The sequence below is a fragment of the Yersinia sp. IP36721 genome (assembly GCF_003634395.1).
Lineage (GTDB): Bacteria > Pseudomonadota > Gammaproteobacteria > Enterobacterales > Enterobacteriaceae > Yersinia > Yersinia entomophaga.
Window position 1 is genome coordinate 155,855 of sequence record NZ_QCZL01000002.1, and the last position, 26,295, is coordinate 182,149.

Genomic DNA, 26,295 nt, shown 5'->3' on the forward strand with positions numbered 1-26,295 from the left:
TTATCCCGAATGGTAAACCGATAATGGTCTTATCCAACGGGCAATTGCCGTTGCGATCACGCAAGATAATAATAAGCCCGGCAAGAGCGTGTATTCGCCCGTCATTTCACACACCATCAGAGCCGCCATAATCGGCGCATGAGTGGTGGCTGCCAGCAGTGTGGCCATGCCGGTCAGCGCCATAAGCAGGGCGACATGTTCACCTAAAGATGGCCATAAGGCGAAAATCTGCCCGATCAACATCCCCAAGGCTGCCCCGACAAATAACGTCGGGGTAAACACCCCTCCAGGCGCACCAGAACCGCTACTGGCTAATACCGCAATTAATTTACAGATCAGAACTCCGCCAATCAGCAATATTCCCGGTGGTACGGCCAGCATCGATTGCACCACGCTATAACCATTTCCCCATACTTCAGGGAATATTAGCGACAGCAAACCAACGATAATTCCTCCCAGCCCCAACTGAAGCGGAAGGGATAAATTCAGGGAACGAAAAACATGACCGCTGGCGGTCATGGCTTTCAAAAATAGTGGCCCGCTAAATCCAGCAATCACACCCAATGTGGCCATCAGCAGATATTGCATCGGTAACGGAGAAGGAAGCGCCTGCACCTGATATAACGGTGCCTGTTCGCCTAAGAGTATATTAGTTGTTAACAGCGCCGTCACTGCGGCAATAATAACGGGGCCTAGCGAAGCCAGCATTAAAGTGCCAAACAGAATTTCGGCAATAAACAGGCTACCCGCTAGCGGAGCGTGATAAGCACTGGCCATACCGGCGGCCGCGCCGCAGGCGACCCAAAGCTTCCACTCGTTAGCTTTGGCATAGCGTTGGGCAAAAACCGATGCAAACAGCGCCGCCAGCAGCACCATGGCACCTTCGCGACCGATGGCGCTACCGCTGGATACCACCAAGAGAGAAGCGAAAGACTTAACCAAACTGGCAGAGATATCGAGCCGACCATCGCCAATCTCGATCGCCTCCATATAATCGGTAGGGGCTGTGGGCCGTTGATGGCGATAGCGCTGGAATAACCACAGCACACCACCTGCCGCCACTCCACCCAGCGCCGGTGTTAACGCCCGCCGCCAGCCAGAAATCGAGGAGGCAGCGGCCACCAAACTGCCATCGGTACGGGCAAATAGCAGCCACTCTAACCCCAACATGCCGCGGTGGAACAGCCAGACAATCACCGCCGAAGTCATCCCCAGCATGATTGCAATCAGCAACCGCCGTAACATGGCGCGATAAAAATGATGATGGAGTGGCTTTTTCATGTGTCGCGAGTTAACTGATTGAATTCAGACCACCATTGTTACTTGGCCGGATGTGAATGGCTAGTGAATATTTAGCTTGGATCAAAACGGAGAAAAATGCAGGCAGTTTTCGTTAAAGAAGAACAATGGAAGTAAAAAGGAAAGATTTAACAAGCTAGAAGCTCCCGCCAGAGGCTGGCCGCAAGGCGGGAGCAAAGGCGATTAAGCGTTATTTTTCAGATGTCAGCGTGAAATAGCTAGTCATCAAATTACGATAATCAGGAATGTGGTTGGAGAACAGCGCGCCCAGACCTTCTACGTCATTGCGCCAGTCGCGGTGCAATTCGCAGGCTGCGCCAAACCATGTCATCAGCTGAGCACCGGCGGCAGACATACGATCCCATGCGGCATCGCGAGTTAACGGATTGAAGGTGCCGGAAGCATCGGTAATCACGAACACATCAAAGCCTTCTTCTAACGCGGACAGCGCTGGGAAAGCCACGCAAACCTCGGTTACCACACCGGCGATAATCAGCTGTTTTTTACCGGTGGCTTTAATCGCTTTAACGAAATCTTCGTTGTCCCAGGCGTTAATTTGTCCTGGGCGAGCAATATAAGGCGCGTCCGGGAACAGGGCTTTTAGCTCAGGAACCAGCGGGCCATTAGGACCGGTTTCAAAACTGGTCGTCAGAATGGTCGGTAAGTTAAAATACTTAGCCATATCGGCCAATGCCAACACGTTATTTTTAAACTTATCCGGATCGATGTCCCGCACCAGAGACAACAAACCCGCCTGATGATCTACCAGCAGCACGGCTGCATTGTCTTTATCGAGACGTACATATGGTTTGTTCATTTCTCACTCCATTGTTTACTACCTGAATGGCCGTTGGTTGATATAAACCAACCCAACAGCGTGTAATCAGCGGCTAATTCCGCTGAGCAACTGTGTAATAAAGTATAGATAAAGTTCCAATAAGTGATAAGTAGCTCAAATTAAGCCACAGTGTTCCATAAACGGAACAATGAGCTTAGCGCGAAGGAAGAGGGAACCTTATTGGCGAACGGAGGAATAGTGCGCTTCAGACCGGATCACAACGAGGAATTTTGGAATGGAGAAAACGTAAATTGAGAAACCGTAAAAATAGAAAAGGGCGCAACCCGTGCGCCCTGATGAATATAGCTTAACGAAACTATTCGCCGCTGGTAATCCGGGTATAAACAATCTTTTGCGTATCGTTTTCGCAGTGCCCAACAACTTGGCCGCCGGCTTTTTCAACCTGATCGTTAGGTACGATTTCCAGCGTAAAACCCGACTCCGGTACACCGTTATTGATAATCTTTTGCGCAATATCCGCTTTCACGCTTTCGCAAGATGCCTGTGCGGCCAAAGGCGCAACCGCCAGTAACAATGTGCCGATAATAAGCGTTTTTTTCATCAGTAAATCCTTATTTGGGATGAATTGCTAGTGTCGCTAATAGTAGTTCAGACAGCCTGAACTTCAAGTAAAAAGCACCGTTCTTAGCTATTAAGGATTAATCTTATGGCCGCTTTGACGATCTAAACAACGCTGGGTATTCGGTTCCCAATAGGCATTGAAATTAGAGCTGCTCAAGCATTTATCTTTAGCATCTTCAGCAACGTCGTATTTGTCGAAGTCTTTCTCTTTACGCGTATTAACCTTATTACGTAGGCGGCGGGTTTCATCCCACTGTTCTTTGCTTTGACGGGCGGCTTCTTTCGCCAAAGGGTCATTGGCATTATTGCCGCCAACGGTAACGCAGGTGCTTCCTTGCGAACAATGACTTAATTGCGCCTGCGCCATAGAGGACCAGGATAAAGGCAGCATCAATACCGCAGCAGGCAACAGAACGCGCAATGCGATACGCAGGCGATTGTTTTTCATCATTAAATCCTTCTTTATCGATGAGTTAAGCGACTCATTTTGTTTAAGCATACAAACCTATAGATAAACTATATCATTGCTCTGTGACGATGTACCCACTACCGCAAACTCATTTAACCTTTAGAGAGAAAACTCGTCGTTATGTTGAAGACTTCATTACTTTTTTTTGCCACCGCACTCGCGGAGATTATAGGCTGTTTCCTGCCTTACCTCTGGTTGAGGAAAGGGGCACCGGCCTGGCTGCTATTACCGGCTGCGGCGAGTTTAGGCCTGTTTGTCTGGTTATTAACGCTACATCCGGCAGCAAGTGGGCGAGTGTATGCCGCCTACGGCGGGGTTTACGTGGCTACAGCCTTAATCTGGCTGCGAGTGGTGGAGGGTATAAAGCTATCAATGTTTGACTGGTTAGGTGCAGGTATTGCGTTGATTGGTATGCTGATTATCGTGGCTGGTTGGCGGGTCAATTAGCGGAAATCAGTGAAAGTAATGAGTAAAAATAGAGCACAGTGACTTCACTGCGCTCGATCTGACACCGCGTATTATGATTCTCGATGAATGTTCAACCCAGCGAATGATTGGCTAACCGGCATCATTTCTAACGTATTAATATTGACGTGAGCGGGCAGAGTCGCTACCCAATAGACCGCTTCGGCAATATCACCTGGCATCAATGGGTTAGCTCCATCATAGGTTTTATTCACCTTTTCATCATCCCCTTTGAAGCGAACGGAGGAAAACTCGGTTCCTCCGACCAATCCGGGTTCAATATCGGTCACGCGAATACGCGTTCCGTGTAAATCCGCACGCAGCCCTAGGCTGAATTGCTTCACAAAGGCTTTAGTAGCGCCATATACGTTGCCACCGGCATATGGCCAGTTTGCCGCGGTCGAGCCAATATTAATCACGTGGCCAATATTACGGCTGACCATTTCTGGTAGCAACGCGCGAGTCATATTCACCAAACCCTTGGTATTGGTATCGATCATGGTTTCCCAATCATCGGCATTGGCTTTGTGCGCGGGCTCCAAACCTAATGCCAAACCGGCGTTATTCACCAGCACATCGATATTTCGCAGTGATGCAGGTAATTCGTCAATAGCCTGTTGAATGGCGGCGCGATTGCGTACGTCCAACCGCAAAATATGCAGGGCCTCACCTAATTCGTTCTTCAGTTGCTCCAGTTTTTCTAAACGTCGCCCGCTGGCAATAACCTGATGGCCGTGGCTAACAAATTTACGGGCAATGGCTTCGCCAAAACCGGAGGTTGCACCTGTGACAAAAACGATCATATTCCGTTCCTTACCAATAAAGTGGGGCGATAACTGATTTTATATCATTAGCATACTCGGATAATTTTTATCACGATATAATTACCATTACTTGGAAAGAATCCGAACTGAATAGGGTGGTCATGGTTAAATCGTGACCGAATACACCGATGTGCGTCATTTTCTTCGGTTACTTTACCAGAGGCAACTTCATCACGGTGAAGCAAAAAGGAAACTAACAGACAGGGAGAGAAAATACCGGGGAGCTATATTCCTCTTTGATTCGCTACAGCCTCTATCCCGAGCAGATTAAGACATTATAGCGTTACAAGAGAGTCTCACTAAAAATTACCGATTGTGCTTATCTCAGGTAAACATTAATCGTGACGCATTCATATGGTCAGTGATAATGGAACGATAAGATTCTGGTGCCAATATGAATGGCACCAGAAAAGTTCGAGCATAAGCTATTATTTAAAGTTATGGTTAATTTAACTTTATAATTCTGAGTTTCGCTTTGTAGTGCTGTGAGTAATAAATTTATATAGGGATATTATTTTTTTTGGTTGTTATCGCAGCTTGTGTAAAAATGAAACACCTCACATTATAATTCAGATGGGAAATACTTTTTAACTAAGGCGGAAAGGACTGCGAGCGTTTCTTCATCCATTTTACCGTCATAGCACTCTGGGCGAAAATGTAGTTGGAAAGCTCGAATTAAAATCTCATAACCTATGTTAGTATCAGCACTACTGGTATCATAACCATAAATATTAAATAATTTTAGAATTTCATCTTTATCCGGCATGGAGTGATTATACTGGCATAAATATTCATTTTTTGTTTCATCATCATACCAGGCTCCGACGCCACACATATACAGTTCAAACCACGGGAAGGCAGCCCCGGGATCACTTTTACGCCCCAAGGAAATATCTGAATGAGCCAATACATGGGTGGGGGATATATCCGGATAACGTTGTAAGATGTTAAGCGCTAAATCTTTTACGGCTTCAATTTGCTCATCATTATAGGGTGGGAAAGTAAAATTACCATTATTATCAGATGCCTGGTTAACAATCTCAATGCCAATCGAACTGTCATTCAGATTGGTTCGCTGGTGCCAGCGACTTTCCCCTGCATGCCAGGCCCGATCATTTTCATCTACCAAATTAAATATACGCAGCTCGTCAAATCCGGCGGCTATATAGCTCGGATCCATAGGATCTGGAATTAAATAATGCGAACTGACTAACGGGCCAGTTAATGCGGTGATCGAACCGGTGAAATCAACGACGGTATAGTGGAGAATCAAATATCTAACGCGTTTATCGAATCCTTTCACAGCACGGAATGAATTATAATCTATATTTATTAATTGAGTGTTTTCCATTTAAGTACTCCTTGTTATTTGTGAATGATTAAAATTATTTTATTCATCTTGCCGTCCATTAACACCGATTGAGATTTACATTAATTTAATTTAATCGAACGGGCAAGTTTGATTTTAAATTATGGTGCGAACAACGACCGTTTTATATCACTAAGTCAATGTCGTATTGAATAGAATCAATAGCATATAGAGATGACAAAAAGTCATTCAGCTCATCTGATTGGTGTGAAACTTAATAATCATTAAACATGACATCTGAAAGTTGTGTGTTACTTATTTAATAGATTTATGAATGGGCCGGGGAAACTAAAAAAATACTGGCGCAGCATTTATCAGATACAGGATGGTTCAGGATTTTATTTCTACTAAATTGATATCTTCGCATCTTAAACTCGCTAAAATGACAGAGACTCATATTAATGACATTATGGATGGGATGCTTAGTTATAATATTCAAGTAAGAAATTATTATTTTAACCGCCTGTTGAAGAACCAATAAAGAGCCAATGTAGCCGCTACGACCTGGAAAAAGTTATGCTGGTAAATATGTCTGTGGCCATGCTGACGACCTTATGTTACCCCGGCGTATTGGGTGGCCCGGCGCTAATTGGCTGGATAACGTATCTCTCTGATCTGTATGTGGCATTTTTTGTGGTTGTGGCCGTATTCCTGATTATTACTTTAGGTGCCTATACATTACAGTATTAGATTTTAACTGAGTGGCAATTGTGCCTTTTATCCTGATTATCTTATACCGCAAGGAGTTTCAATGAGCGTCAAACTTATCGCAGTTGATATGGATGGCACCTTTCTAAACAGCAAAGGTCAGTATAATAAATCTCGTTTCAGAAAACTGTATCAACAGTTATTGCAGCGCGGTATTAAATTTGTTGTAGCCAGTGGCAACCAATACTATCAGTTGAAAAGTTTTTTCGATGATATTGACGACCAAATAGCTTATGTGGCTGAGAATGGCGGATATATCGTTGATAAAAAACAGGAAGTTTACTGTGGAAAGCTACCTTCTGCGCAGGTGGCTCAAGTGCTGGAATGCATCAGTACCTTATCGGGAATCAATTTTCTGGTATGCGGTAAAAAGAGCGCTTATATGCTGGAGACTGGCGCTCCCGATTTCTTTAATGGAATGCGTACCTATTATCACCATCTCAACACAGTCTCTGATTATGCGCAGATCGATGACGTTATCTTTAAGTTTGCCCTTAGTTATGAACAAGATGACGTAAGCGGGCTGATGGATGAAATAACACAAAAAATAGGTGACATTGTCACAACTGTTTCTAGCGGACATGGTTCTGTAGACCTGATAATTCCCGGGAATCATAAGGCTAATGGTATCAAGCGAATCCAAGGCATCTACGGTATTGCAGATAATGAAGTCATGGCATTGGGTGATGGCGGTAACGATCTGGAGATGTTAAGACACGCAGGTTACAGTTTCGCTATGGAAAACGGCTCGCTGGCGGCAAAACAAGCGGCGAAATACCGTGCTCCGGCAAATAATGAGGACGGTGTATTAAAAGTGATCGATGATTGCTTGAATAATCGACCACCATTTGATTTATACCACAAATAAATGATGCAACTACGTGAAATCAGCAGGGTCATAGCTGATGATTTTTCTCAGATTTCACGTAGCGCGATCGGAAATAGGCAGTGGTTTGCTGCTATAGCCAACAATTAATCGATGAACATCCCGTGAGCATCTCGATTAAAATTAATCTTAACGCAGTGTCATTGGTCAATGGGTAGTCAGGTCGTTCACATTAAAATTGGTTCAGAAGAACTGGAGTACTCGAAGGAGCAAGTTGAGTGAGCGAAGCATTCAATGAGTTATCGGTTAGCGGGAATACATGTCGGTCAGTAAAAGATATAGGTAACAAAAGAATGAAGCTGTGAATGAGGAATGTTTGCGAGCTTGACTAAGGATGAGTGCATTATTCAGAATCAGGTTTTAGTTGGGATAAATAAAACCCAAAATGAGCCTGGAATGAAGAGCAACAGGAATAAACAGCCAATGGATAAGGATTAAGGCCAAAATCGGGAAACTCACACACCTTTACCTCGGTTCGCATAATGTATATTATGTTAAATAGAATATGATGGTTGTTAATGAGTTCATGCACCATATCTCGGTGTGTTTATTAAGCCCTTCCCTTTAACAGAGATGCCTCGCTAACTTTGCCATAACAGCGCTTGACCTCCGTCCTTCCGCCTTATTGATTAAATACCCGCCACGGATAATACTGCTAAAGTAAGATTCTAAAATCTCGTGGAACTGGACATGAAAATTATTATCATAGTGCTTGTGTTGTGTATGAGCGCCTGTACATCTTCTAAGCATATAGGTATTAGCGGCGGTTCGGGTGGGATTTCGGGCGTTAGCATGGGCACTGTTATTCGGTAATTTACCGCGTATGTGGTTGATTATAGTGATGACGAATACCGCCTTTCGCGGCATGAACGGTTGTTTCCCTCGTAATATCCTCGATGCAATCTATGGTATAGAGAATAAATGTGAATACAGTCAGGAAATGTGGGACGGTTATCAATAGATACCTTTTTTGTTAATTTTATTACCCGCTATGACTTAAAAACTCTCGGTTTGCAGTACCAATCCTAACGCAGAATATACAGGCCGTTGCAGACTGACATGATGATCAGTCTGCATACAGCTGAGCGAAGCAAAACCGAGAGTGAAAATCAAACCCGCGCTTGGTTAATTAACCACGTAATAAGATAAAGTGGCTTTATCGAGGTGAATATCACATCGATTCTTATCCTCATGAGGCGTTTCCGCTACGGTAGAAACCAGCCATTGCCCTTTCGCCGTAATAGGTAGCGTTAATTTCCCATTGCTGTCCGTCTGGCCTTTTAAATCCACATCTTCAAAGGCGTAAGTGTGCGCCAAGGCGGGATGAGACAATGTATTATTTTTTTCATGGGCGTGATCGTGATGATGGTGTTCATGACCCTGTCCCTCGGCGTCGCTGCGTTCCTCCCCATCATTAAAAATAACGCCAAAGGTGTGATTCGCCAAAGGTTTACCGTTATACAGCAGTTGTAATTCCAAATCGTCGCCAATCGACAGTTCATTCGGATTCTGTAATGGGACAAACTCTAATCTTAATCCCATCGGTTGGGTAATAAACGGATTGGCATCGGGATTTTTCACAAAGCTGATGGTTTTACCGGACATAGTGTTATCGGTGCAAAAACTACCTGGCCATTGGGTTTTATCTTCTTCCTGACGCCATTCGTCTTTCTCCCCTACGCGCTTCACTGACCAAATAGTTGGCTTATAGGTAGACAGAGCGATATAAGAGCCAGGCTTCAAGTTCTCCTGCTGGAATTTGACGTTTTTACCGTCGATGTTAAAACTGTATTCCTTACTGCCGTTGGTCAATTTTAGCGGGGCAAAGAAATGCAGTCTTTGAGCCGGAATCGCTTCCCCATGTGGAAATCCGTGACCATAGGCCATTTCTACCGTTGCCGTAGTGGTGTTCGCCGGAGGCATATTGGTCCATAAATCATGGGCGCTGACCGTTGAATGTAACAACGAAGCGCACAGGCCAAGAGAAAAACACAGGGTATGAGTTCGATTCATTTAACTACTCCATATTTAATATCCAACAATATCTGGACGTTCAGGTCAGCTATCCCTTCCCGGCCACAGAATTTGAGTGTGATAATGTAACAAACTTCATTTCCTATGGCGAATTTTTTGTTATGTTATAACATAATTATCATCGCGGTAATTAACGATATCTCACAAAGTAGCGATAGTGAACATGGCCGCATAAATGCTCTGTAATGTTCTGCATGAAGCCATAACCCCCCTTTCCCGTTGAAGAATGATGAATTAGTGCTTTCATCACCTTTTCTATCGTATGATTGAAATCATATGCATTTCTAACAACTTGATTCCCCCAAATACGACAGCCGTCGCTCACGAGCTCATTTCCGCTTTTCAGCCACGAGCTATAGATAAAATCCGGTTTATAGCTATTTTTTATAACTGTTTTTTATAACTATTTTGTTTATCACCCCTAGGCTTGCAATGACTAGGTTTATAGACATGAGGCGGGAATAATTAAGCCTCCTGAAAACTGCCGGAGAGAATCATTCAGTGAGAAATTACGATGAAAAAAAGTAAGACGCTGTTCTGGCGGCACGCTAGCGCCCTGTTTGGTTGGGCGTTAATCTATTATGTTGCGGGTGTGGTTTCGCAACAGTTTGATTCCCCGGCGTTTCAAATATCTCTGGTGTGGTTTCCCTCCGGGGTGGCTGTCGCTGCCTTTTTGGCGGTCCGCTGGGGCTCGTGGCCGCTGCTGTTCTTTATTTTTTCGATGGTGAGCGTTCTACTTGAACAACACTGGCGCGAAGATGTGCTCAGTGCGTTGTTCTATTCCGTCCTGTCGTTACCTGCCAGCGTGGTTATTGCCTGGATAGTGCGGCGTTTTGCTCGCCCCAATGACGATTTGCACGCTATTTTACTGTGGATAAGCGCGACTCTTATTATCAGCGCGCTGGATGCATTGATAACCGGTGGCGGAATTGCGTTGGCGGCAGGTTTACCGCTATTCAGCCTGTTCTGGGTCAGCCTGATTGCCGACGTGACCGGCATTCTGTTTGTGACCATCATTATTATGGGTTTCCTGAATATCAGAGTGCGTTCCGCTCGACTCACGCTAAGGGCAAAGCTGGCGGGAGCCGTTGTTTGGTTACTCCTTTGTGCTAGCACCTGGCTAATCTTTTCCGGAAAACTACAGGATTTCGCGGCCAGCGGCGCCGCGCTGTATTTTGCGCTGTCCTGCATTCCTATCGCTATCGCTATCGTGCTATCGATTATAGCCGGTAATCGGGGCGGTTCGCTGGCATTGCTGACATTGGGTGCCATTGTGATTTTTTATACCTATCAACACCAAGGTCCATTCTTCTTACAAGGGCTTCATAGCGGCGAACCCTTGCTGCTCACTCAGTGTTATCTGACCGCCACGGCTTTATTGATGGTATTCCTGCGTGGATTATCTCACTCAATACACAGTTTCAACCCAGAAACCGGTCGTATTGAAGGAGACGGGGTGATGTACCAGCTAAACCTGGAATCGGGCGAAATCCTGTGGGATAGCGACATTGGTGCCCTATTCGGTGAGCGAGGATCGACCGCTTTCCTGCATATTGATGCTGTATTGCCGCGCATCCATCCGCAGGACAGAGAAAAACTGAAACAACATTGGCGGGCGGCAGAAGGTCGGGAGCCGCAAGGTGCTTTGGCGTTGCGCATCCGGACAGCCAACGGAGAATGGCTTTCTATCGTGGATGGCGGCTGTGTGCTGCTGACCGGTACTGAAGGTAATCGTGTGATGGGTAACTGGCAAATTAGCCAGTACAACTAGATTAGCCCGTACAAACAAGGGAAATAGAGGTATGAACCGTTATTTACCGCAGAGATGCCTACTATGATTCAAATCGCCCTGCTGTTATTTGGCGTTGATTTTGTCCGCTCCAAAGCCCGATTTCTTGGTTTTCTTGGCGCAGTCTGGGGATTAATTGGCATCGGGATTTTTATCGATGGTATCGATGGTACGCTGTATTTTCCCATAAAGACCTTTGGCGTGCTGCTATTACTGGAAAGTCTGGTGACGCTCAGCGTGGCCGCCAGCGGCGTAGGCGCACAAAAAGCAGTGCTGTATTTTAAAGGCGGGTTGTTTTGTTTCGTGGCGCTGCTGATCCTGTCGAATAAAACCTACAGTAATCTGCTGCTGGCGATTATCTTCGGCTTTGCCTATTTCATTATTGGTGCGTTAGTGATTGCTTCCGCCTGGGTGGTTCGTTATCCCCGCTGGAAACAGGCAATGGCCGGCGGAGGCTGTCAGATTCTATTCGCCATGTTTATGTTTAGCCCTTATCCCACGCACTATCAGGCTACTGTGTCATTCTTTCTGGGTGTCCTAATGTTTATCAGCGGGGTGAATACCCTACTGCTGGCAAGGCGCGCCAACCAGTTGAGTGAAGGCACTTCGGTATTCGCGCTGTTGGCTCCTTCGGATATTCTGTCCGGATTGACCAAAAAGTCTGCGGCAAAACCGAGGGCACTTCCACCTGAGCATGTGGATTTCACTGGACCACTGACCGTGCATATCTGGACGCCGGAAGGTGCCGCGAGTGCCAGAACCATTCCGCGCCCAGTGATCAATCGCTATATTGCGGCGGTGGATACACAAGGGGTGATTTCCACCGGCCATGCGGCGCTGGAATTATCGCCGAAAGTGTACATCAGTCTGTATCCCGCAGCGGATATCGATCGTTCTCCATCCGAGTTCTTGCGGTTGCTTAAGGCTACGCGCGATAACGACGTTGACGGGAGTTTTCAGCCGGATTACGCCACCGAAGCGGCCAATTGGTGTGAATCAGACAGAAAAATATTATTCCATGAATACAACGGTCCGGCGCTTTTGCGCTATTGGGACGTTTATCAGCGCCAGAAAACCTATAACCTGACATCACGTAATTGCTCCAGCAGCGTAGCATACGCGTTAGAAGCGTCATTAGATGGCGTACTGGCCGAACAGGGGAAACACTGGCGGCCAGCGTTACGAACCTTGTTTATGCCTGAACTGTGGATCGCAGCTCAGGTTCGACGACGAGCAATAACCATGGCCTGGACGCCGGGTTTAGTGATGGATTATGCCCGTGCGCTGCGAGCGATTGTGCATCCGGTGCCACAATCCTGGTATCAGCGAATGCCGTGGAAATGGCGCGTAAGCGATGATAATAAGGCGGGAACAGAAACTGATAAGATTTTTTAGACCCAATCTTGTTGATTAAAAGTGACAGCGTCACTCATTCGGTGACGCTGTCGTCGCATTCTGAAAGCGTAGGTAGCGAAAGTTTAACGGAACGGAGGCTCGTTAAAGGTGCGCAATTTACGCGAGTGTAATTGGTCGCCCTCTTCGCGTAACAAATCAATGGCGCGAATACCTATCTGCAAGTGTTCGGAAATCGCCCCCTCATAAAAATGGTTCGCCTGACCGGGCAATTTGATTTCTCCATGCAAAGGTTTATCCGAAACGCACAGCAAAGTACCGTAAGGAACGCGGAAACGATAACCCTGAGCGGCAATGGTCGCACTTTCCATATCCACGGCGACGGCGCGGCTCAGGCTAAACCTCAGCGCTGAAGCAGAGAATCTCAGCTCCCAGTTACGATCGTCCGAAGTGACCACCGTACCGGTACGCAACCGCTGTTTAACCTCTTTCCCCGGCATTCCGCTAACCGCTTTGGTCGCGTCATACAGCGCCCGCTGCACTTCGGCAATGCTGGGAATGGGAATATCCGGCGGTAATACGGCGTCCAGAACGTGGTCATCCCGCAAATAAGCGTGTGCCAGCACGTAATCCCCAATCGCCTGACTTTCCCGCAGTCCGCCGCAGTGTCCAATCATCAGCCAGGCATGAGGCCGCATAACCGCCAAATGGTCACAGATCGTTTTGGCATTGGATGGACCGACGCCAATATTCACCAGCGTGATTCCCTGCCCGTTTTTAGCGATCAAATGGTAGGCCGGCATTTGATGTTTTTTCCACGCCAAATCCGAAGTGGTTTTTTGCGGATCGGCGTTTTCCGCCGTGATAAAAGTGCCTCCGGCGCAGGATAATGCCTCATAAGGGCTACTCGGATCGAGAATCTGTTCGCAGGCCCAACTGACAAACTCATCCACGTAGCGACTGTAATTGGTAAATAGAATATAAGGCTGAATATGTTCGGCTGGCGTACCGGTGTAGTGTTTCAAACGCGCCAGTGAAAAATCGGTGCGCAGCGCGTCAAAGTGAGACAGCGGGAAGTTCTCCGTCGCGGTATCCAATCCATCGGTAATACCGTCGCCAATCTTGGCTAGATCGGTGGTGGGAAAGTGCTGCGCCAATCCGGCGGTCATGGTGCGGTCTAATACCAGATCTGAACCGTCGATCACAAAGGGATAGGGCATATCTATTTGTGACGGCGTCACTTCAAAACGTGCGCCGTACTCACCTTCCAACAGAGTCAACTGTTCGGTGAGATAGCGACGGAACAACGCTGGGCGCGTCACCGTGGTGCTGTAGCAGCCGGTTCGGGAAAAACGTCCATAAGCGCGGGTACGAATATTGTCGCGGAACTGGCCTTCCCAACTGACGCTTAGCTGAGGATAGGCAAATAAACCTTTGGCACGTTCTGCCGCATCGGGCAGTTTTCCTTCGTGCACAAAGTCGCTGATAGCTTCTCGCAACGCAACTAATGCCGCACTGTACAGCGCCTCGAGTTTATCCAACGCCTCCGATGCAGTGAGATGAACACTATCTTGCGTTTTTTTCAAAATATCTCCTTAAAGCAAAGGGTAAGGCGTTTGATTTAGCTTACTAATATAGTCGTCTTTAGGAAATGATTGATATAGTGATTTAGTTTTATCAGAAGAACAAACAGAGCCACCTTCCTGAATCCTTTCTTGTGAAATAAACAGTATGGCTCTCTGCACAAAATGGAGCATTCCAAGCTGACTACTGCCGAAATCATCTATAGTGTTCTGTCTGCTATATGGATGACAGATTTTCTGAAAATGGCCTCAGTGCTGAAGGAACCATGGTAAATAATATAAACGGCCCCGATCATACTAACAAACACCCTATGGCGGGTTTTCCGCAAGTTTGTTACATCAAAAATACGGTAACTAATCCCAATATTATTATCGGAGATTATACCTATTACGATGATCCTGATAATTCCGAGGATTTTGAGCGCAATGTTCTGTACCACTTCCCATTTATTGGAGATAAATTGATTATTGGGAAATTTTGCGCCATTGCCAGAGGTGTTAAGTTCATTATGAATGGTGCAAATCACAAGATATCAGGCGTCTCGACTTATCCTTTCCAAATATTTGGAAACGGCTGGGAAAAAGTAGCCCCTTCTCCTGAAGATCTCCCGTTTAAAGGCAATACTGTGGTGGGCAATGATGTGTGGATAGGATTTGAAGCGCTAATTATGCCGGGAGTGAATATCGGTCATGGCGCGATAATCGCGTCCCGTTCTGTCGTAACCTCAGACGTACCGGCCTATTCGATCGTTGGCGGTAATCCAGCAAAAGTCATTCAATATCGTTTTGCTCCAGACCTGATTGTTAAACTTGAGCAACTAGCATGGTGGGACTGGCCAGTAGAAAAAATCACTCAGAATTTATCGTTAATAGTGTCGGATGACGTGAATGCGTTGGTTTCAATCATGAATATCTAGCTAATGTTGGCAGAGCTGACCTGCGGCGGTTTCCCCGTGGTCAGCGAGTAAGCCATATGAAATAGCTATAACGGAGACTATCTGCGCCAAACGGTAATTCCGACTTTCCGACTTTATTTCCCTCCCTCCTTTTATTCATGCCGAATTAATCAGCGTCGAACAGTTTATTTATTTTCTCTCGATTCTTACCTTATTTGTAAGAAATCAGATAGTGCCAATCACTGCCATTTGAATAATAAGTTCACGCCCATATCTGATATTCAATACCATTATTTATTAAGTAGTTACCTGTGTTATGTCATTTGATTTGGCCAGTAAAGATGTGGAATCTAGGACTTCCCACAAGGGAGAAAAAAGGTAGCGCCAAATGGCTTCAAGGTTATAGGCGCTATAAATAACAACATTCCACCCTTTAAATTAAGAGAGAAATATATGACGACTAACAATTCACAACTGAGACATGGCCGAATTACTACTCCTAAAACTCGCGGATTAGTGGCAACCGATTTAGGATTAATCGGCGAATGGGAAAATAATGAAATGGAAGGCGGGAAAAATTTCCCTGACTTAAACGCGGGTCCGGTTCCTGCGCCGTTCCAGGCGGATAATCCAAGTAATATTCCTCCTAAGGATGGGTTGATTCTCAGCGGCGGCCACGCAGGCAACCGTGAATCGGTCAACTTTACCGATCAGGAAATGCAGCAAAAGCTGCGAGCGCTGGGCAAAGCCGATGACAGTTTCAGTTGGCCTAAAATTGCGGTAAAACCTGGCGAGCTGTTTGACGTCAAATGGGCCTACACCGCCCCTCACACCACTCGCGGTTATCGCTGGTTTATTACTAAGGACGGTTGGAATCCGCAGGCGCGCATCACTCGCGATCAGCTGGAAGTGGCTCCGTTCAGCGAAGATTTCTACCCGTTCGTGCCTTATTACTCACATCAGGCTAAATTGGTAGCAAAAACCAACCATCAGGTTCTTTTACCTACAGGTAAAAAAGGCCATCACGTTATTGTACTGCTTTGGATCGTGGCGAACTCTGGTAATGCTTTCTATCAGGCATTTGACGTTGATTTCGGTGCATAAACCCCATGGGTGATGCTTGACTATAATTGTTATCGCGACGCCGGTCTGCTTAGGAGTACCGGCGTTTTTGCCTTGTTTCCCGCTTTTCTTCTTTAATGTCCCTCTTTTGTACACTATCCCTGGTTCGCCCCTATCTTTTCGCGTCAATTTATTCCGTATAGCGATTGTTTTTGATAAACAAGGGGTGGTTTTGCCACCTATTCAAGCGTTTGATTGGTGTTAATGAGAATTAAAGTATCCGCTGTTGCAGATAACACATTATTTTCTGCGTTAGACATCTCTCATAAAGGGTCCCTTTTGCGTGGCAAAATCATTTTTACGCAGTGGAAATTTAGATGACATGCTTGCCTTGGGCGAAAATGGGCAACCGGTTTATGCTTCGGCACTCCAGCTTCGGGAAGCGTTACGCTTAAGAAAACAGCAACATATTGCTGACTGTCTGGCGATTCCTCAGCCAAATGAAGACGGCGACCGCATGGATTGGTATTCCCCTATATCAGGCAAGGTTACCTCCTGGATTGCGGCCAGCCATAGCCAGCGCACTTCGGCCATAAAGCAACTGGAAATGTGCCAGGCCACGGTGGCGGCGATTAGCCAACGCGCTCAGCAGGCGGAAAAAACCGGTCATAAGCTATTCGGCGCGCTGTTGGCAAAAGCCTTCCAATTTCCCGATCAGAATCACGTTTATTTGGTAGATGACAAACCAGTCATTACCTTCTGGGGTTTCGTCAATCTGGATAAAAAATCCCGATCCGACGCTCTGGATTGCCTGCGTGCCACGGTGCATGAGCCAGCCGTTGAGATGATGCCAGCGGCTGCGCCGGTTAGCCCGAAAACAGCGTCTGCCGCGACCATACCGCCGACGATCCCCGAGCCGGTGATTGCCCCGCCGCCACCGCCAGTAGCAGAAAACCAGCCGGTGCCGCCAAACCGCTGGCGTCGCCTGCGTTTATGGCTATTGTTACCGGCCGCCGCCGTGATTGCGGTTTTAGCGCTGCAACTGTCAGCGACCAAGCCTGCCCCCGTAGCTAAGCCTGCAGTCAGCCCGACCGTGACCAAACCGGCCACTAAACCGGTAGAACATCCTGCTTCAAAACATCCAGCTTCGGCAGCTAAACCCGCGCCTATCGTGGCCGCCGCCCAACCAGCGGCAGACAAACCTGCGGCAGAAGTCGAAAAACCCGCGCCGACAAAGACCTCAGAAGCGCGACTGCCAAACCCATTGCCGGTGACTCATGCGACAGTGATCGCTCCAGTCGTACCTGAGCCACCTGTGGCTGCCGCAGTAGAAACCGTTGCCGTGCCGATTCCGAAAGATGCGTTGGTATTGCCAGCGGACGCGGTAAAAATCGGCTCCACCAAGTTTCTGAATGGCCGCTGGCGTGTATTTGTGGATATCAAAGATCCACTGACGGGCAAACCACCGGTACTGAAATACCAGATAAATGATGGCAAAGGCACCGCCCGCATCACCTATGGTGACAACATCAGTTGCCGGGTCAATGTTAATGCCGGTCTGATGCAATCTGGCAATCTGGTGATCAATAGTCGTACCAAGGCCCGCTGTAGCGATGGTTCCCGTTACCAGGTTCCCGAACTGGTGTGCAAACAAGGCCTGACCGGCCCCGCTGAATGTACCGGCCGCTATGACGCTGAAACCCTTCTTCCAATGACGATGAAACGTGAGAGTAAATAAACACTATGCTGGCAACGATCACGGATTATAAACAACGAATTACGCTGATTCAGAACAGCGGGATTCAATTTTTGGACTTTGCCTTAACGCCCGTCGTGGATGCCGATTTGCCCCATGCCTTTGTGCGTAAAAGCGCCAATGGCCCATTATTGCGTTTGATGTTTAATCAAGAACGTGGCAAATACCTGTTACCGGTGGCGGGTTCAGCGCCTGAAGTGGTGAAACCTGAATTCAGTTTCCCGCTGGATCAGTCACTTAAGTTGCTGGAGAACATCTGGCTGCCTTTACCTTTCTTACGCTTTAATCCGCCGCGTAACTTTATCGGTGGCCCGGATAACTGGGCGCGGATGCAGATTTTAGCGTTGGAAACCCCGGATCAGGACGGCAATACTCACCGTGTCTGTTTGGCGTTTGATACCAAGGTTTATCCTGAAGGTCACGATAACGAATTCCTGGCGCCCACCGAGCATGATATTGATACCGGCACGCATTTTGCGCTGGCATATCAAAATGATGAATTAGGTGAATTTCTCGATCTGACCTGGGTAGACGGCTGGCTGCGGGAAACTTTTATTCAACAGGTTAGCCAGCAGGAACAACGTACCGAGCGCGAAATTAAGGCCTCGCTGCGGGAATTTGAATATCAGGCGCACTATCTCAACCTGCTGGATATGTTAGGTAAGCAATTAGGCATACCGGACATCAAAATGACCACCGCCACGCTGCAAGAGCCCGCGGTGAACGTGGATCTGATTCTGGACGTAGGGAATTCCCACACGTGCGGCGTTCTGGTGGAAGATCACGGCGACGGAATCAACGGGTTGCAGCAGTCTTACGAGCTACAACTGCGGGATCTCGGCCAGCCACATTTTTTGTATAATGAACTGTTTGAAAGCCGCGTCGAATTTTCTCAAGCGGCCTTCGGCAAGCAGAATTTCTCGGTGGAAAGTGGCCGGGACGACGCCTTTGTCTGGCCGTCGATCGCGCGCGTAGGCCGCGAAGCCAGCCGAATGGCGCTGCTGCGTCAGGGTACCGAAGGTGCAACCGGTATTTCCAGCCCGCGCCGCTACTTATGGGATGAAGAGAGTTTCACTCCTGGCTGGCGTTTTAGCCGTACCGCCACCAAATCTCACGGAGAAGCGCCGGCGATCGCCCTACCGTTGACCAATCTGATCAATGACGAAGGCCAGCCACTCTACGCTTTGCCGTTGGAAGAACGTCTACCGGTATTTTCCCCTCATTACAGTCGCAGCGCCTTGATGACTTTCATGTTGTCGGAACTGTTGGCGCAAGCGTTAATGCAAATTAACAGCCCAGCGCAGCGGCAGAAAATGAACCATGCCACCGCACCGCGCCAATTGCGTAATATTATTCTGACGCTGCCGTCGGCCATGCCGAAACCGGAGCGCGAAATATTCCGTCGCCGGATGCATGAAGCCATTGGGCTCATCTGGAAAGCGCTGGGCTGGCATCCGATGGACGATGATTTCACCCGCGCTGAAGATAAAGCCAAAAGCCGCGTACCTGTGCCAGACGTTCACATGGAATGGGATGAAGCCACCTGCGGACAGATGGTTTATCTGTATAACGAAACTCAGGTGAATTTCGGTGGCCGCACCGAAGCCTTCTTCGCCAGTATGGCGCGTCCGGATAAACAGCTCGCCGCAGATGAAACAGCAGGGAAAAGTCTGCGTATTGCGTCGATCGATATCGGCGGCGGCACCACCGATCTGGCGATTACTCAATACGTTTTAGATGATGGCGTTGGCAGCAACGTAAAAATCACCCCGCGCCTGCTGTTCCGAGAAGGATTTAAAGTCGCCGGCGACGATATTTTGCTGGATGTGATTCAGCTTTATGTCTTGCCAGCGGTGCAGGCCGCGCTGAAAAAATCCGGTGTGCCTGCTCCTGACCTGCTGATGACTAAATTATTCGGCAATGATGGCCGCGCCGATGGGCAATCGACACTGCGTCAGCAAGTGACTTTGCAGCTATTTATGCCGCTGGGCCGCGCCATTTTACAGGCATATGAAGGTTTCGATCCGTTAGACAGCAGCGCCGAGATCGACGCTAGCTTTAGCGAATTGCTGATTCAGGCTCCCACCGCGCGCGTGCTGGACTATCTGAATACCGAAGTGCAGCGTGAGCTGCGCGCCGATGCTGAGCCTTTTGATATTCTTCAGGTTGCGCTGATCGTTAAACTCAGCAAACTGCACGCCGAGTTTCTTTCCAACCGAATGAACCTGACCCAAAGCCTGCGTTCGCTGTGTGAAGTGGTGTCGCTATACGATTGCGACGTTTTGCTGCTGACCGGCCGTCCTTCCCGCTTCCCCGGTATCGCCGCGCTATTCCGCCATTTACAGCCGTTGCCAACGAACCGGATTTTGTCGCTGGATGGTTATCACACCAGTGAATGGTATCCGTTTAACAAACTGGGTCGCATTGATAATCCGAAATCCACTGCCGCCGTCGGTGCCATGCTGTGCCTATTGGCGCTGGATCTGCGTCTGCCGGGCTTCTATTTTAAAGCCGGTGATTTTCAGCCTTATTCCACCGTGCGTTATCTTGGTATGTTGGACAGCAATAACACCCTAAGTACGGATAATCTGTATTACAGCGATATCGATTTGGATTCACCGTCCTACCAGTTACCGGCGAAAGGCAGTTTCCCCGTGCGCGGCGCGCTGTGTCTGGGGTTCCGTCAGTTGGATAACGAACGCTGGCCCGCTTCGCCACTCTATACTCTGTCGATTACTGATACAGAATTAGCGCGAAAAGTGGCTGGCGACGGAGATCTGCGGGTAAGACTCGCGCTGGTGAAAGGTGTGCAGGATAACAGTCCGGAACGATTCGAAATTGCCGAAGCGTTACTCGGAGACGGCAGCCGCGTGCCGCTGCAACATTTACGACTGAAATTGAATACTCTGGCCGGTAATGGCACCGGCGAGACGCATTACTGGATCGACAGTGGGAGCGTATTTAAAAAATGAAATCTTTAACACCCGAACAGCTGTCGGCCACGCTCACCCATCAGTTACAGGCGGTTGTGCAAGGCATTGATCACAGTTTTGGCTGGATTGAAAGCTGTCGCCAGCAGGCTCCACGTCTGGATACCGAAGCTGAGCGGCTAAAAATCAAACTGCGCCGCCATAGGAGTGAGGCTCAGCGTTTGTCAGTTATTTCTTCTGAAGCAATGACCATCGGGTTTTTTGGTCAGTCTCAGCAGGGGAAATCCGCGTTGATTACCGCGCTGACCACTAACGGCGACAATAAGCTGGAAACCCGCTTAGGGGATAAAACCTATGATTATCTGATGCATATCAATCCGGATAATCAGGCTACCGCATTGGCAACCCGTTTCACCCGCCAGAATGTGCCAGAAGATCGCGCTTATCCGGTACGGCTCTCTTTGCTCAATGAAACCGATTTAGCCAAGATGACGGCCAACATCTTCCTGCATGATTTTTTACAGGAAAAGGCACTTTACCAGCCTGATGCCCACTCTATCACCGAACATCTCAACTTATTGGCGATGCATCGCCAAAGTCAGGCCGTGAGCGGTATCACGGAAGATGATGTGGTGACGCTGTGGGATTATTTGCTGCGTCAGGATAAAAACAGCCAGTCCCTACTGAATACGCATTTCTGGCCCACGGCTATCGAACTGGCGCCCTGCCTGAGCGTAGACGATCGCGCGCGTTTGTTCTCGCTGTTATGGGGCGAAATCCCAGCGTTAACGGCAGCTTATCGTCACTTTGCGCATACTTTACAGCATCTTAACGGCGCCACTGTGGTATTGGCACCTTTGAGCGTATTAGTTGATGACCTACAGTTACCGGCGAACGGCCTGATGAATATGACCACGCTGGCCAACCTGAATGCGCCGTCGGATATTTCGGTTCAGGTTAGGCCGCTCTGTCAGGGGGAAAAACAACGGGAAGTGACATTGTCACTATCTGAGCTCACGCTACTGAGCGCCGAGCTATGCATCCCGCTACACTCCGCCCCGCGCGATCCGGCTTTTGCCACCGTTGATATGCTAGATCTGCCCAACTGGGGAGCCCAGCTTGATACGCCTATGTTAAGCGAATCCGAAAATTTGCCGCGTTACCCGTTGGCACAGAATTTTTTGCGCGCCAAATGTGAATATTTGCTGGATCGCTATACCGACCATCAGGCTATTAACCTGCTGATGTTATGCAGTGCCGCGGGTCAACGTTCTGAGGTGAAAAAAGTCGCCAAGGCATTGGATTACTGGGTAAAAAAAACTCAGGGAGAAAGTGCGCAGGTGCGTGCACGTCGTCATCCGGGGCTAATTTGGGCGCTCACTCCTTTCGATCAACGCGTCACTCATGGCCAGCATTATGACGAAGCGGTACAGCGTCAGGTTGGCAATCCCGGTGATAGCTGGGGCTCGGTGCAAGCGCTGGATGAACGCGGTACCGAACGAATGGCGACCTATTTAATCGGAGAAATCGCCCGAAATATTAAAGGCGAGCGCCTGACGGAGCAACTGCATGAATTGCAACGGGAGTTGCAGGATAATCTGCTCGGCCACTGGTATCACTCCGAAGGTGTCAGCGATCCGCAGAAAAGACAGCGCATTGCCGAAACTTTGATTAAAACCCTGCAAACTCGTACCGGCGTTCACGGTGAACTGCTGGAGCGTTTATTACCTGCCAGAGAGGAACTGCTGCGGTTATTCCTGCAACAATCTCACGGGGTTACCAAACAACCGCGAGCCGATCAAAAGATAGCCCAAACCAGTAGCGAACCCTTCAGTGTGGGGATTGAAATCGATTTATTTAGCGAATTACAGGAAGATGTCGACACAAACCTCGACGTTACCCCATCATTCACGACAAATAACGACTTCAGCTATGCCAAAGAGGTATACCGCTATTGGATCAACCATCTGCGTAGTTTGCCAGAAAATGGCCCATTAGTGGCTCTGCTGGGCGTGTCGAAGCCGACGATTGAAATGCTGATGGAAGAACTGATTACCGCCAGTATTCGTCTGGATATGGAAGGTGCCCTACAGCGCAAACTGGCCGATCAGGAACTGCCAGGTACACCGCGGGAACAGTTGGCAGATCAACAAGTTTCGCGTGCGTTAACCGTGCTGGGTGATTTTGTCGCCTGGTTGGGATTCCTGCAAATTGAACCGGCGCAGCGTCCAGACAGCCGGATTAATCGCGGGCATAAGATTTTTGCTCAGCCAGAAAAACCGGTAGCAAACTGGGGCACATCCCAACGTTTGACTCGTTTGGCTCTAACGCCAACCAATACCACCGCGTTTTATATTTATGACTGGCTGGTTGGCCTCAATGAACTGATTATGCAAAACCTCGGTTACTCGGCCGGAAAAGAATTGAGCGTGGCGCAGCGCGATCGGTTGGGTGCGATATTGCAGTTGATTAAACCTATGGCACTGTAGCCAGAAAAAGGTGCCTGCGGGTTATTAACCGTCCGGTTATTTTTGTCTGCGCTTTCCCCCTTCCGCTTGCGGCCTTGAATATCAGTGGCCGCAGGCGGAATATCTGTCATCAACCGCCAACGGCTACCTTTTTTTCCTCAGGCTTTTTATCTCGCTGAATGCTGTTTTTTAATCAGCTTAAAGCCAGACAAACTTTCCAGCATATTTTCAATCTCCGGCCATTCCCCGTAGCCCGCCGCCGTATGAAAATGGCCACCGCCTGATTTTATCACCCTCTCACTGCCCCACTGACTGGCAAACTGCTGCGCGCGATCCAGCGAGAGATATTCGTCATTATCACTGCAAATCAGCGTGCTGGGGAACGGCAACGGTTTTGACGGAATGGGGCGCTGCACCTGAATAGCCGCCGGTGCCGTAATGGCATCCACATCGGCCGGAGCGACCAATAATGCGCCAATCACTTTGCCGGAATGGTAACGCTCTGCCCACTGAGTCACGGTAATGGCACCGCAACTGTGGCCTACCAGAAAAATATTACCGGGAATACCGTCGATAGCGCGAGCCAGCCTCTCCCGCCACGTGTCACGATCCGGATTATCCCACTCTTTCTGTTCAACTCGCACTGCATTGATATATTTGCGTTCGATAAATGACTGCCAGTGTTCGGGGCCGGAATTGGTATAACCGGGAACCAGCATAAAGGTACATTGAATCATGGGATATCCTGCAATCAGAAATAAAACAGATATTGAGTCTCGATTATAATGGAACAGTTTTTAGCAACGGCGAGTTCAGCATCGCTACCGGGGAAATTACCGGTGCGTCCAGCGGCACATTTTTGCCGTAGCGCTCTTTGATTTTTTGCTGCACGGCCGGTGCGGTCAGATTAAACTCTCTCACCTTTTGCAATTGACCAATTTCTAGCCCGGTGGCTCGTTGATACATTTTCCACACCAGTTCGGAACAATACATCCGTTCATTAGACCAATCAAAAGTCAGATCGTAAGGCTTGTTTTGGAAGGCTTTTCCTTGCTCATGCAGCTGCCTGACCTGCGCTGCGGTCAATGGCGTCTTTAACCGTTTCACCAGATACTGCCCGCGGGCACCGCGTTTGATCCAGCGATCCAGCGGTGTGTATCGCACCGTGGCAACCGCTTCATAAACATAGGGTTTTCCCTGCTTAAACAACACTATTCCCATATGGCTATAGCGGGAACCGGTAGCAAACTGAATGGCCTGACTTTGGGATGAAGTAGACGAATGGAAGATAATGTCGCCTTCCTGCGGCTGATAGGCAAAAGCCAGCGCGCTGAAAAAACAGCCCAATAGGACAAACGCCAACTTTATCATCGAGATATATCCCTATCAATGTCGCTATTAATCACAGCTGACATCCTAACATCCTTCCGTGGCAGATATATCCATGAATTTTTGGTAATAAAAAGGGAACTGACGTTATTTACAACAGGTCAGTTCCCTAACACAGCCATCATTTATAGACTAGGCAGCGTTAATTATGCCGCCGCCGCTGCTTCACTCACCAACTGCTGTAGCTGCGACCATAATGCTTCTACATGGCGGCGCTCAGTGCCCAAAGTGCCAATGGAAATTCTGACCATCCAACGCCCGCCTAAAGTTGCCGTAGTCACATAAGCATTGCCCGACTGATTCAAGGTTTCCGCCCAAGAACGGGTGTAGGCATCCAGCGCTTCTCCTTGTAAACCCTTCGGTTCATGCCGCACGCACAGCGTTTGCAAATTCAGCGGAGCCACAAGCTTCCAATCCTCATGTTCCGCCATTTGCTCTGCTAACCAGCGGGCATTATCGATATCGCGACGCAACCGCGCCTGTAGCCCTTCAACGCCCTGCTCACGGATTAAAAACCACAGTTTGAGCGCCCGGAAACGGCGTCCCAGCGGAATCCCCCAGTCACGATAATTACGTACTTGACCGTCAGCCGTCGACTGTAAGAAGCTCGGGTTGGTGCTCATAATACGAATCAAATGCTCCGAATCACGTACACAATAAACCGAACAATCAAAGGCAGCTCCGAGCCATTTATGCGGATTCAGCACCACCGAATCGGCTTTTTCGATCCCAAGCCATAAGTGACGGAATTCCGGCAAAATCATCGCGGAACCCGCCATTGCCGAATCAACATGCATCCACAGCCCGTACTTCTGGCTTATATCACCGATAGCATCCAGCGGATCCATCGCCGTGGCCGCCGTGGTTCCGGTGGTAGCAATCACGATACAAGGACGGTTTCCAGCGGCCAGATCCTGCTGTATCGCTTTATCCAGTGCGTGGGGAGACAGGGCGTTGTGCTCATCCGTGGCGACTAACCTGATGTTATTTAAGCCAAATCCCGCCAGCATCGCCGCTTTGTTCACGCCGCTATGGGCTTCCTGCGAGGTATACACAATAAGCGGCGCGGCGCTATTTTGCATGCCGTCCTGCATCAATGCGTAGTCGGAAGTCCGTTCCCGTGCGCTGATTAATGCCACCAATGTCGCAGTCGATGCGGAATCCTGAATGACGCCACTCCATGCATCACTCAGACCAATCATTTTTAGCAGCCAGTTGGTCGTGACTTCCTCAATTTCCGTCAATGCTGGGCTGGATTGCCAAGATAGGCCAATTACGCCTAGCCCGGTACTCAGGCAATCACCTAATACCGATGACAGCTCAACGTTGGAGGGGAAATAACCGAAAAAGTGAGGATGCTGCCAATGCAATAAACCGGGCATCACTAGCGATTCCACATCCGCCATAATGTGTTCAAAGGATTCGCCTTTCTCCGGCGCGGTCATTGGCAGATTGGCTTTAATCTCACCCGGCAGCGTATTCGGATGCACCGGCCGCTGCTCAATATTCTGGCGATAATCAGCAATTAAATCGATTATGGCGTGACCATGCCGACGAAATTCATCAGGAGTCATAATTTATTATCCTAAAAGGAA

The 26,295-nt window shown here is 48.4% G+C and carries 20 protein-coding genes and 1 pseudogene; 10 read left to right on the forward strand and 11 right to left on the reverse strand.

Features of this window, described 5'->3' with window-relative positions; genetic code table 11:
• The 4 genes from clcB to DBA33_RS02815 all read right to left on the reverse strand — a co-directional run bounded on the left by clcB (position 1) and on the right by DBA33_RS02815 (position 3,167).
• Positions 1-1,281, reverse strand: coding sequence for a voltage-gated ClC-type chloride channel ClcB (clcB, locus tag DBA33_RS02800; protein ID WP_064513747.1), 1,281 nt, complete (start codon positions 1,279-1,281; stop codon positions 1-3).
• 208 nt (positions 1,282-1,489) lie between these two features.
• Entirely contained in the window at positions 1,490-2,116 is a 627-nt protein-coding gene (gene ycaC / locus DBA33_RS02805) for an isochorismate family cysteine hydrolase YcaC (protein ID WP_064513748.1), read from the reverse strand.
• 337 nt (positions 2,117-2,453) lie between these two features.
• Positions 2,454-2,699 carry a DUF1161 domain-containing protein gene (locus DBA33_RS02810; RefSeq protein ID WP_064513750.1) on the reverse strand — a complete coding sequence of 82 codons (246 nt, stop codon included), beginning with the start codon at positions 2,697-2,699 and terminating at the stop codon, positions 2,454-2,456.
• 90 nt (positions 2,700-2,789) lie between these two features.
• Positions 2,790-3,167 carry a DUF1283 family protein gene (locus tag DBA33_RS02815; RefSeq protein ID WP_064513753.1) on the reverse strand — a complete coding sequence of 126 codons (378 nt, stop codon included), beginning with the start codon at positions 3,165-3,167 and terminating at the stop codon, positions 2,790-2,792.
• 141 nt (positions 3,168-3,308) lie between these two features.
• On the opposite strand from DBA33_RS02815, the gene DBA33_RS02820 reads away from it, so the two are divergent.
• On the forward strand, positions 3,309-3,635 hold the full coding sequence (locus tag DBA33_RS02820; RefSeq protein ID WP_064513759.1) for a YnfA family protein: 327 nt from the start codon (positions 3,309-3,311) through the stop codon (positions 3,633-3,635).
• 71 nt (positions 3,636-3,706) lie between these two features.
• Here DBA33_RS02820 and ydfG read toward each other — a convergent pair whose 3' ends face one another.
• A complete protein-coding gene (gene ydfG, locus DBA33_RS02825; protein WP_064513761.1) occupies positions 3,707-4,456 on the reverse strand; it encodes a bifunctional NADP-dependent 3-hydroxy acid dehydrogenase/3-hydroxypropionate dehydrogenase YdfG in 750 nt (249 codons plus the stop codon).
• A 583-nt stretch (positions 4,457-5,039) separates the two neighbouring features.
• Entirely contained in the window at positions 5,040-5,828 is a 789-nt protein-coding gene (locus DBA33_RS02830) for an N-acetylmuramoyl-L-alanine amidase (protein WP_064513764.1), read from the reverse strand.
• A gap of 525 nt (positions 5,829-6,353) precedes the next feature.
• Here DBA33_RS02830 and DBA33_RS20600 point away from each other — a divergent pair.
• Together DBA33_RS20600 and DBA33_RS02835 are read left to right on the forward strand one after the other, a co-directional pair.
• Positions 6,354-6,536 (forward strand): annotated as a pseudogene (locus DBA33_RS20600) (MFS transporter); the annotation flags it as partial.
• Between the two features lie 61 nt (positions 6,537-6,597).
• Positions 6,598-7,422, forward strand: a complete 825-nt coding sequence (locus tag DBA33_RS02835; protein ID WP_064513765.1) for a Cof-type HAD-IIB family hydrolase — start codon at positions 6,598-6,600, stop codon at positions 7,420-7,422.
• Positions 7,423-8,565: 1,143 nt separating this feature from the next.
• On the opposite strand, the gene DBA33_RS02840 is transcribed toward DBA33_RS02835, so the two are convergent.
• Positions 8,566-9,453 (reverse strand): DUF4198 domain-containing protein, encoded by an 888-nt coding sequence (locus tag DBA33_RS02840; protein WP_064513768.1) that lies wholly within the window; start codon positions 9,451-9,453, stop codon positions 8,566-8,568.
• 535 nt (positions 9,454-9,988) lie between these two features.
• Between DBA33_RS02840 and DBA33_RS02845 the strand changes: the two genes are divergently transcribed.
• Both DBA33_RS02845 and DBA33_RS02850 read left to right on the forward strand, forming a co-directional pair.
• Positions 9,989-11,245 (forward strand): MASE1 domain-containing protein, encoded by a 1,257-nt coding sequence (locus DBA33_RS02845; RefSeq protein ID WP_064513770.1) that lies wholly within the window; start codon positions 9,989-9,991, stop codon positions 11,243-11,245.
• Between the two features lie 63 nt (positions 11,246-11,308).
• The gene (locus DBA33_RS02850) at positions 11,309-12,658 is read left to right on the forward strand and encodes a hypothetical protein (RefSeq protein WP_064518263.1); all 1,350 of its coding nucleotides are present in this window, start codon (positions 11,309-11,311) and stop codon (positions 12,656-12,658) included.
• Positions 12,659-12,741: 83 nt separating this feature from the next.
• Here the strand turns inward: DBA33_RS02850 and DBA33_RS02855 are convergent, their stop codons facing one another.
• Positions 12,742-14,202: an AMP nucleosidase gene (locus DBA33_RS02855; RefSeq protein ID WP_064513772.1), complete on the reverse strand. Its 1,461-nt coding sequence runs from the start codon at positions 14,200-14,202 to the stop codon at positions 12,742-12,744.
• A gap of 263 nt (positions 14,203-14,465) precedes the next feature.
• Here DBA33_RS02855 and DBA33_RS02860 point away from each other — a divergent pair, with 263 nt between their 5' ends.
• From DBA33_RS02860 to DBA33_RS02880, 5 genes are all read left to right on the forward strand, one after another.
• A complete protein-coding gene (locus DBA33_RS02860; protein ID WP_120805491.1) occupies positions 14,466-15,116 on the forward strand; it encodes a Vat family streptogramin A O-acetyltransferase in 651 nt (216 codons plus the stop codon).
• Between the two features lie 432 nt (positions 15,117-15,548).
• A complete protein-coding gene (locus DBA33_RS02865; RefSeq protein WP_064513774.1) occupies positions 15,549-16,199 on the forward strand; it encodes a lytic polysaccharide monooxygenase auxiliary activity family 9 protein in 651 nt (216 codons plus the stop codon).
• A gap of 301 nt (positions 16,200-16,500) precedes the next feature.
• Positions 16,501-17,895, forward strand: coding sequence for an SrfA family protein (locus DBA33_RS02870; protein ID WP_064513775.1), 1,395 nt, complete (start codon positions 16,501-16,503; stop codon positions 17,893-17,895).
• Between the two features lie 5 nt (positions 17,896-17,900).
• Entirely contained in the window at positions 17,901-20,885 is a 2,985-nt protein-coding gene (locus DBA33_RS02875; protein ID WP_064513776.1) for a virulence factor SrfB, read from the forward strand.
• On the forward strand, positions 20,882-23,332 hold the full coding sequence (locus DBA33_RS02880) for a virulence factor SrfC family protein (RefSeq protein WP_120805493.1): 2,451 nt from the start codon (positions 20,882-20,884) through the stop codon (positions 23,330-23,332). Before DBA33_RS02875 ends, DBA33_RS02880 begins: the two co-directional genes overlap by 4 nt.
• A gap of 146 nt (positions 23,333-23,478) precedes the next feature.
• Here the strand turns inward: DBA33_RS02880 and DBA33_RS02885 are convergent, their stop codons facing one another.
• The 3 genes from DBA33_RS02885 to DBA33_RS02895 all read right to left on the reverse strand — a co-directional run bounded on the left by DBA33_RS02885 (position 23,479) and on the right by DBA33_RS02895 (position 26,274).
• Entirely contained in the window at positions 23,479-24,048 is a 570-nt protein-coding gene (locus tag DBA33_RS02885; protein WP_064513779.1) for an alpha/beta hydrolase, read from the reverse strand.
• A gap of 43 nt (positions 24,049-24,091) precedes the next feature.
• Entirely contained in the window at positions 24,092-24,682 is a 591-nt protein-coding gene (locus tag DBA33_RS02890; protein WP_120805496.1) for a YiiX family permuted papain-like enzyme, read from the reverse strand.
• 164 nt (positions 24,683-24,846) lie between these two features.
• Entirely contained in the window at positions 24,847-26,274 is a 1,428-nt protein-coding gene (locus DBA33_RS02895) for a pyridoxal-dependent decarboxylase (RefSeq protein WP_120805498.1), read from the reverse strand.
• Positions 26,275-26,295 lie beyond the last annotated feature (21 nt).

What these genes read in the sequence shown, in the direction of transcription:
- clcB (WP_064513747.1), bottom strand. Translation starts at nt 1,281, where the DNA reads ATGAAAAAGCCACTCCATCATCATTTTTATCGCGCCATGTTACGGCGG.
- ycaC (WP_064513748.1), bottom strand. Translation starts at nt 2,116, where the DNA reads ATGAACAAACCATATGTACGTCTCGATAAAGACAATGCAGCCGTGCTG.
- DBA33_RS02810 (WP_064513750.1), bottom strand. Translation starts at nt 2,699, where the DNA reads ATGAAAAAAACGCTTATTATCGGCACATTGTTACTGGCGGTTGCGCCT.
- DBA33_RS02815 (WP_064513753.1), bottom strand. Translation starts at nt 3,167, where the DNA reads ATGAAAAACAATCGCCTGCGTATCGCATTGCGCGTTCTGTTGCCTGCT.
- DBA33_RS02820 (WP_064513759.1), top strand. Translation starts at nt 3,309, where the DNA reads ATGTTGAAGACTTCATTACTTTTTTTTGCCACCGCACTCGCGGAGATT.
- ydfG (WP_064513761.1), bottom strand. Translation starts at nt 4,456, where the DNA reads ATGATCGTTTTTGTCACAGGTGCAACCTCCGGTTTTGGCGAAGCCATT.
- DBA33_RS02830 (WP_064513764.1), bottom strand. Translation starts at nt 5,828, where the DNA reads ATGGAAAACACTCAATTAATAAATATAGATTATAATTCATTCCGTGCT.
- DBA33_RS02835 (WP_064513765.1), top strand. Translation starts at nt 6,598, where the DNA reads ATGAGCGTCAAACTTATCGCAGTTGATATGGATGGCACCTTTCTAAAC.
- DBA33_RS02840 (WP_064513768.1), bottom strand. Translation starts at nt 9,453, where the DNA reads ATGAATCGAACTCATACCCTGTGTTTTTCTCTTGGCCTGTGCGCTTCG.
- DBA33_RS02845 (WP_064513770.1), top strand. Translation starts at nt 9,989, where the DNA reads ATGAAAAAAAGTAAGACGCTGTTCTGGCGGCACGCTAGCGCCCTGTTT.
- DBA33_RS02850 (WP_064518263.1), top strand. Translation starts at nt 11,309, where the DNA reads ATGATTCAAATCGCCCTGCTGTTATTTGGCGTTGATTTTGTCCGCTCC.
- DBA33_RS02860 (WP_120805491.1), top strand. Translation starts at nt 14,466, where the DNA reads ATGGTAAATAATATAAACGGCCCCGATCATACTAACAAACACCCTATG.
- DBA33_RS02865 (WP_064513774.1), top strand. Translation starts at nt 15,549, where the DNA reads ATGACGACTAACAATTCACAACTGAGACATGGCCGAATTACTACTCCT.
- DBA33_RS02875 (WP_064513776.1), top strand. Translation starts at nt 17,901, where the DNA reads ATGCTGGCAACGATCACGGATTATAAACAACGAATTACGCTGATTCAG.
- DBA33_RS02880 (WP_120805493.1), top strand. Translation starts at nt 20,882, where the DNA reads ATGAAATCTTTAACACCCGAACAGCTGTCGGCCACGCTCACCCATCAG.
- DBA33_RS02885 (WP_064513779.1), bottom strand. Translation starts at nt 24,048, where the DNA reads ATGATTCAATGTACCTTTATGCTGGTTCCCGGTTATACCAATTCCGGC.
- DBA33_RS02890 (WP_120805496.1), bottom strand. Translation starts at nt 24,682, where the DNA reads ATGATAAAGTTGGCGTTTGTCCTATTGGGCTGTTTTTTCAGCGCGCTG.
- DBA33_RS02895 (WP_120805498.1), bottom strand. Translation starts at nt 26,274, where the DNA reads ATGACTCCTGATGAATTTCGTCGGCATGGTCACGCCATAATCGATTTA.